Source organism: Curtobacterium sp. HSID17257, from assembly GCF_003989515.1.
Lineage (GTDB): Bacteria > Actinomycetota > Actinomycetes > Actinomycetales > Microbacteriaceae > Curtobacterium.
The window spans coordinates 1-6,920 of record NZ_RBLU01000141.1 but is presented as its reverse complement, the minus strand read 5'-3'; the positions used below and the strand labels follow the sequence as shown (position 1 = coordinate 6,920).

The 6,920-nt window shown below is 73.8% G+C and carries 6 protein-coding genes; 4 read left to right on the top strand and 2 right to left on the bottom strand.

Annotation, left to right across the window (positions count from 1 at the left end; all coding sequences use genetic code 11):
• Window positions 1-180: 180 nt before the first annotated feature.
• Window positions 181-1,560 (bottom strand): O-antigen ligase, encoded by a 1,380-nt coding sequence (locus tag D8M35_RS14740; RefSeq protein WP_126892519.1) that lies wholly within the window; start codon window positions 1,558-1,560, stop codon window positions 181-183.
• Between the two features lie 20 nt (window positions 1,561-1,580).
• Window positions 1,581-3,674, bottom strand: a complete 2,094-nt coding sequence (locus tag D8M35_RS14735; RefSeq protein ID WP_126892518.1) for an acyltransferase family protein — start codon at window positions 3,672-3,674, stop codon at window positions 1,581-1,583.
• A 107-nt stretch (window positions 3,675-3,781) separates the two neighbouring features.
• Between D8M35_RS14735 and manA the strand changes: the two genes are divergently transcribed.
• The 4 genes from manA to D8M35_RS17130 form a co-directional block, all read left to right on the top strand.
• A complete protein-coding gene (manA, locus tag D8M35_RS14730) occupies window positions 3,782-4,990 on the top strand; it encodes a mannose-6-phosphate isomerase, class I (RefSeq protein WP_126892517.1) in 1,209 nt (402 codons plus the stop codon).
• Window positions 4,991-5,044: 54 nt separating this feature from the next.
• Entirely contained in the window at window positions 5,045-6,007 is a 963-nt protein-coding gene (galE, locus tag D8M35_RS14725) for a UDP-glucose 4-epimerase GalE (protein WP_126892516.1), read from the top strand.
• Window positions 6,008-6,216: 209 nt separating this feature from the next.
• Window positions 6,217-6,537, top strand: coding sequence for a WhiB family transcriptional regulator (locus tag D8M35_RS14720; protein ID WP_126892515.1), 321 nt, complete (start codon window positions 6,217-6,219; stop codon window positions 6,535-6,537).
• A gap of 154 nt (window positions 6,538-6,691) precedes the next feature.
• Window positions 6,692-6,920, top strand: a 229-nt coding sequence (locus tag D8M35_RS17130) for a hypothetical protein (RefSeq protein WP_238638255.1), incomplete at its 3' end; no start/stop codon positions are given.

Here is a 6,920-nt window from a genome sequence, read left to right as displayed (position 1 = left end):
ACGGGCCGCTGTGGGCACCGCAGGTCCGGGACGCGGAGCCGGCGTGCCGGGCCGACCCGACCCGGGTGCTCGAGGTGCGGACGGCGCCGTGGTCGGCCCAGGTGCCCTGCACCCTGGTGCTGCGGGACCGCTGACCCGGGTGGGGCGTCCGAGCACGGCGTCCGGGCGCGGAGCCGGCGGTCAGTCCGAAGTCTCGCCCCGGAACGCCCGGACGGCGACCGGGATGCGCGGTCCGTCGCCCGACGAGGCGGGCTCCTCGCCGACGAGCACCGTGCGCGTCTTGATCGCGATGACGGCGAAGAGGACCCAGTTGCCCTGGTAGAGCAGACGGGACTCGGCGACCGCCTGCACGAGGAGCGCCACGACGACCAGGAGCGGGAACAGCGACACGGGGTCGAAGCCGCGGGGGAGCAGGTCGGGGCCGTACGGGGTCCGGGTCGCGCACCACCAGGAGCGCACGAGCGTCGACAGCACGTACAGGGCGAAGAGGACGAGCCCGACGACGCCGGTCTGCATGAGGACGTCGAGGGCGGCGTCGTGTGCCTGCAGGTAGGTCACGCCGTTCCGGTGGGCGATGTCCGCGAGTGTGGGGATGTCCGGCCACCAGTAGCCGATCCAGCCCCAGCCGAGGACCGGGTGCTGGTCGGCGAGTCCGAGCACCGCCGACCAGATGTCGCCGCGGCCGGTGAGGTCGGACGTCCTGCCGAGGAGCCCCGTGAGCACCCCGCGGCCCGCGACGCCGGCGACGACGGCGACGACGGCGCCGACGGCGACGGCGAGGTACCGCGGGGCCCGCTGTCCGCTCGGCACACGGCGGACCAGGACCGCGACCGCGGCCGCGAGGACGACCACGACGGCGGCGACGAGGACGGTCGACGACCGGGTGAGCGCGAGCACGAGGACGCCCACCGCGAGCCAGGTGACGGCGCGTCCGCGGTGCATCCGCCCCTCGGCGAGCTGGACGGCGACCGCGACGAGCGCGAGCAGGGCCACCATCGCCAGCAGGTTCGCGTTCCCCGGCAGGCCCTGGATCCGACCACCGGTGAACAGCTCGGCGCGCGAGAAGTAGAAGGCGTCCGGGATCTTCCGGTCGCCGTAGTCGGTCCAGATCGGCGCGATCGGGCGTCGGACGACGACGGCCACGACGGCCTCGAACAGCAGCGAGAGCCCGAGCACCCAGCGCATCGCTGCCGACACGGCGTCGAGCAGGCGCCGCCACGTGAGCGTCGACGCGATCGCGAACGCGACGAGCACGCAGAGCAGCTGGGCGACCATGCTCGCCAGCGTCGCCGCACGCCAGTGCGACCACGCGACGCTGAGCAGGCACCAGCCCAGGAACAACCAGAGCGACCGCGGCGTGCGGGTGAGCGGCGGGCGGGCCCGCACCACGACCGCGATGCCCCAGCCGGCCAGGGCCGCCCAGACGGCGGCGGCGCCGTACCAGGTGATCGTGTTCGGCACGGCGTCGCCGGCGAACAGCACCCCGACGACCGCGGTGGCGAGCGCGAACGCCTCGCGCTCGGGCACGGTCCCGCGGGCCAGCGGCCAGGTGTTCGTCACGGCGACCAGGCTACCGCCGGTCAGCGTCCGAGCGAGTCGAGCGCGCGCGCGAGGTCCGCGCCGAGGTACGGCGCGAGCGTGGTGGCGAAGGTCGCGGTCAGGTGGGTCGGGTCACGGTGGACGAGCACGCCCCCGACCACGGCCGGGCAGCTCGTCGCGGTGCAGTACCAGTCGGTCAGGTCGACGAAGCGCGCGCGGTCGCCGAGTTCCCGGACCGCCTGCTCGGAACCGTCGAAGGAGGCCAGTGCCTCGCTGCGCGGGACGTCGCACGCCGTCGTCGTCGGGCCGGACATCCGACCGAGGCAGGTCATCACGTCGTCGCGGGCGACCGGGTTGTCCCGGATCGCGATCACCGGCACACCGACGTCGGTGGCCGACCGCCAGGCGCCGACGAGTCCGTCCACCGTGGCCTGCTCGGTGGTCGTCCCGGCCGGTGGGACGACCGGGGACTTCGTCGTCGCGTGGGTGGCGACCACGGCGTCCAGGTCCGGGTGCGCCGCGATCCACGTCGTCGCCGACTGCTTCCACGCGTTGCAGGAGTCGGTGTACGCCTGCGACGGGGCCTCCTGCACGGCGGCCGTCAGGTAGCAGCCGATGTGCCCGGCGACGTCGATGCGCCAGTGCCGCTGTTCCGCGATCGCCGCGTAGGCGCTCAGCAGTGCGTTGTTGTGCGAGTCGCCGATCGCCGCGATGTGCTTCGTCCACCCGGTCCGCGGTCCGACCGTGCAGACGTTGAAGGCGGCGGTCGTGTTCGACCAGCACGCGTCGCGGTTGACGTCGTCCTCCGCCGCGGCGGCCGGTGTCGGCACCCGGACGTCGGAGAGCAGCGGATCCGTGCACGGGTCTGCCGAGCCGATGCGCGCGGCCGCTCCGAAGCAGGGGACGTCGCCGCGCTCGAGCGAGCGCTGGAACGCCGCGGCCTCCGCCTGCTGGACCTGCAGTGCCCCGAGCGTCGACCCGCCGAGGGCGACGATCAGGAGGGTGCTCACCGCGCCCCACACGGCGACCCTGCGGGGCCGGAGGGACCGGAAGCGGGCGGAGAAGCGGAGCGGTTCCTCGACCAGCAGCGTCGTGACCGTCGCGAGGACGGCGGTGCCGAGCAGGAGGAGCAGCTTGTCGCGCGTGCCCAGGGGGTGCCCGGTCGCGATCGGCAGCAGGACGACCCCCGGCCAGTGCCAGAGGTAGACGGCGTAGGAGATCCGCCCGACGAAGGCCACCGGGGCGAGCCGACCGACGGCCTGCAGTCCGCTCCGGGCGCCGAGCAGCACGACGAGGGCCGCCCCCGCGACCGGCAGCAGCGCCGCGGTGCCGGGGAACGGGGTCGCCGGGGTGATGACGACGAGCGAGGCGACCAGCAGGGCGGCACCCAGCCACGCGCCTCCCGTCCGGATCGACCGGGCCGCGGGACGGACACGGGACGACAGGACGACCGTCGACGCCAGCCCGCCCAGGGCGAACTCCCACGCTCGCGTGGCCGTGGAGAAGTAGGCGATGCCCGGGGCCGAGCGCGTCTCGACGACGCTCCAGACGAGCGAGACGACGACCACCGCGCCGAGCAGCACCCGAGCGGTCCGCACCGGCGTCCACCACCGAGCGTGCCGGAGCAGGACCGCCAGGGCGACGAGCAGCACGGGGAGCGCGATGTAGAACTGCTCCTCGACCGAGAGCGACCAGAAGTGCTGGAACGGCGACGGTTGGTTGTCCGACGCCAGGTAGTCGACCGAGTCCGACGCCAGCTGCCAGTTCTGCACGTACAGCGTCGAGGCGATGAGCTCGCGACCGTACTGCCCCCAGAGGGTGCTCGGGACGAGCACGAGGACCGCGGCACCGGTCGCGAGCAGGGTGAGCGAGGCACCGGGCAGCAGCCGCTTCGCGCGTCGTGCCCAGAACCGACCGAGCGCGATCCGCCCGTTCGTCGCCTGCTCGCGCAGCAGGTGCCCGGTGATGAGGAAGCCGGAGATGACGAAGAACACGTCCACCCCGACGAACCCGCCCGGCAGGCGGTTCGGCCACAGGTGGTAGACGACGACCGCCAGGACGGCGAAGGCGCGGAGCCCCTGCACGTCCCACCGGGTGGCGTCGGACCGGCGCGGGCGCGTGGGCTGCTCGGACATCGCGACGAGTCTACGTATCGCGGATCGTGCGTCCCGCCCGTCGACGGTCGCCCGGGTGCCGTCGCGGCCCGCACGGGGCGGTCGGTGCGGGCCGGTACGCTCGGCCCATGTTCCTCGGCATCACGAACACCCCGCGCGACTACGCTTGGGGATCGGTCTCCGCGATCCCCGAACTCCTCGGCCGCACCGTCACCGGAGCACCGCAGGCCGAGCTCTGGCTCGGCGCGCACGCAGGCAGCCCGAGCGTGGTCGTCAACCCGGCGATGGTGGGCGGCGCCGACACCCTGCGCGACTGGATCGACGCCGAGCCCGAGGCCGCCCTCGGCCCGGACCGCACCGGGCTGCCGTTCCTGCTGAAGCTCCTCGCAGCGGCGGCACCCCTGTCGCTCCAGGCCCACCCCACGCCGGAGCAGGCCCGCGAGGGCTTCGCGCGCGAGGAGGCGGCGGGCATCCCGCTCGACGACCCCGCGCGCAACTACAAGGACCCCTTCCCGAAGCCCGAGCTCGTCGTCGCGCTCAGCGATCGCTTCGAGGCGCTCAGCGGCTTCCGCCCGGTCGCCGACACCGTGGCAGAGGTCGAGGCGCTCGACGCAGGGAGCGGCCGGCTCGGCCCCCTCCTGGCGCACCTGTCGCAGGGGCTCGAGGACACCGTGCGCTGGCTCGAGACCGCCGATGCGTCGGCGCTCGCCGTGGTGCAGGCGGCGTCCGACCTCGCCGTGGCGCTGCCGGAGGACGACCGCAGCCCGAACGTGCAGACCGTGGTCGACCTGGCGGACGCGTACCCGGGCGACCCCGGCGTCGTCGTGTCGCTGCTCATGCACCGCGTCACGCTCCGGACCGGCGAGGCGATGTACCTGCCCGCGGGCAACGTGCACGCCTACCTCGACGGGCTCGGCATCGAGCTGATGGCCCCCTCGGACAACGTGCTCCGGGGCGGCCTGACCGCGAAGCACGTCGACGTCCCCGAACTGCTGCGGGTGCTCGACTTCACCGCGTACCCGGCACCGGTCCTGACGCCGGAGCACCTCGACCAGGGCGTCGACCGGTTCGCGCCCGAGGGCGTCGGCTTCGCCCTCGTCCGCGTGACGGGGGACGGCCGCCCGGTCGGTCTCGGCACCGGCGGTGTCGCCCCGCTGCACGGTCCGAGCATCGCGGTCTGCACCACCGGGGCCGTGACCCTCGTCGGCGCGCACTCGGCGACCCTGCTCCGGCAGGGGGAGTCCTGCTACGTCACGCCGGACGAGGGCGACGTGACGGTCGAGGCCGACGCCGCGGCCGGGCTGACGTCGACGGTCTTCATCGCGACGGGTGCGTGAACACGCAGCACCCTGCGCCCCGACGGGACAGTACGGTCCGCTAGCGTGACGAGCATGAGTTGGCTGGTCACCGGCGGTGCCGGGTACATCGGGTCCCACGTCGTCCGCGCCCTGCGCGCAGCAGGGATCGACACCGTCGCGTTCGACGACCTGTCGAGCGGGTTCCGGGGGTTCGTGCCCGAGGACGTGCCGTTCGTCGAGGGCACGATCCTCGACGGCGAGCTGCTCACGACCGCCCTGCGCGAGCACGCCGTCACCGGTGTCGTGCACGTGGCCGGCTTCAAGTACGCCGGGGTCTCGGTCGAGCGCCCGCTGCACACCTACGAGCAGAACGTCACCGGTACCGCGACCCTGCTCCGGGCGATGGCGGAGAACGGCGTCACCAAGGCCGTGTTCTCGTCGAGCGCGGCGGTGTACGGCACGCCGGACGTCGACGTCGTGGTCGAGGACACCCCGAAGGCGCCGGAGTCGCCGTACGGCGAGTCGAAGCTCATCGGCGAGTGGCTGCTCCGCGACATGGAGGTCGCCGCCGGGTTCGCCACCACCTCGCTCCGCTACTTCAACGTCGTCGGGTCGGGGGAGCCGGACCTGTACGACGCGAGCCCGCACAACCTGTTCCCGCTCGTGTTCGACGCGCTGCTCGCCGGTCGTGTGCCGCGGATCAACGGCGACGACTACGACACCCCGGACGGCACCTGCGTCCGCGACTACATCCACGTCGCCGACCTCGCGCACTCGCACGCCGTCGCGGCGCGGAAGCTCGAGGCGGGCGAGCAGCTCGAGCGTGCCTACAACCTCGGCAGCGGCGACGGCGTCAGCGTCCGGCAGATCATGGACGCCATGGCGTCGGGCACCGGCATCGCGTTCGAGCCCGAGGTCGCCCCGCGCCGCCCGGGCGACCCCGCCCGGATCGTCGCGACCGGCGAGGCCGCGGCGCGCGACCTCGAGTGGGCGATGCGGCACTCGCTCGACGAGATGGTCACCAGCGCCTGGGAGGCCCGTCGCCGGGTCGGCTGAGGCCCGTGCTCGGCGATCGGGGAGCGCTCGCGTGTCCCCCGATCGCTGGACAGACGGCCTGCGACACGCCCGTACGGGGGACATGACACGCCGCGACGCTCGGCACCTCCTATGATCCGCGACTTGACGGAACGGAATCACACCGCTGTAATTACAGGCAGCGGCTTCGGTCGTTGCAGGCCGTCGTCGACATGTCAGGGGTGATCAGGGTGAACGGTTCCGACTTCCACGCCGGCGTGCCGGAGGACTGGCACGTCGATCCGGTGTCGCTCGGCGTCCCCGGTGTCCGCCGGCCCGAGGGCGACGAGGAGAACCCCCTCTCGTGGCAGGTCGACTCGCTCTGCGCGCAGACCGACCCCGAGGCCTTCTTCCCCGAGAAGGGCGGGTCCACCCGCGAGGCGAAGAAGATCTGCGGCTCGTGCGAGGTCCGGTCGCAGTGCCTCGAGTACGCGCTCGAGAACGACGAGCGCTTCGGCATCTGGGGCGGGCTCTCCGAGCGCGAGCGCCGGAAGCTCCGCCGCCGCGCCTGACGCGCTCGGTCGCGCGCAGCGCGACCGGTGGCGACCGGCCTGGAGGCGCGTCCCGCCTCCGCCACCCACCGACCGTTGATGGTGCGCACAGGTTGACGGCGCGCCGTTCCGGCGGGCCGGTCCCGCGCCTCCAGACCGTAGAGTGACGCGCGTCATGCAGCCCAGTCCCGCGCAGCCCCGGTCCGCCCAGCCCCGCGTCACCGCGGCCCTCGTGACCGCGAACGGCGGCGAGCACCTCGACCGGACACTGGACGCCCCGCCGCGCCTGACGCGCTCGGTCGCGCGCAGCGCGACCGGTGGCGACCGGCCTGGAGGCGCGTCCCGCCTCCGCCACCCACCGACCGTTGATGGTGCGCACAGGTTGACGGCGCGCCGTTCCGGCG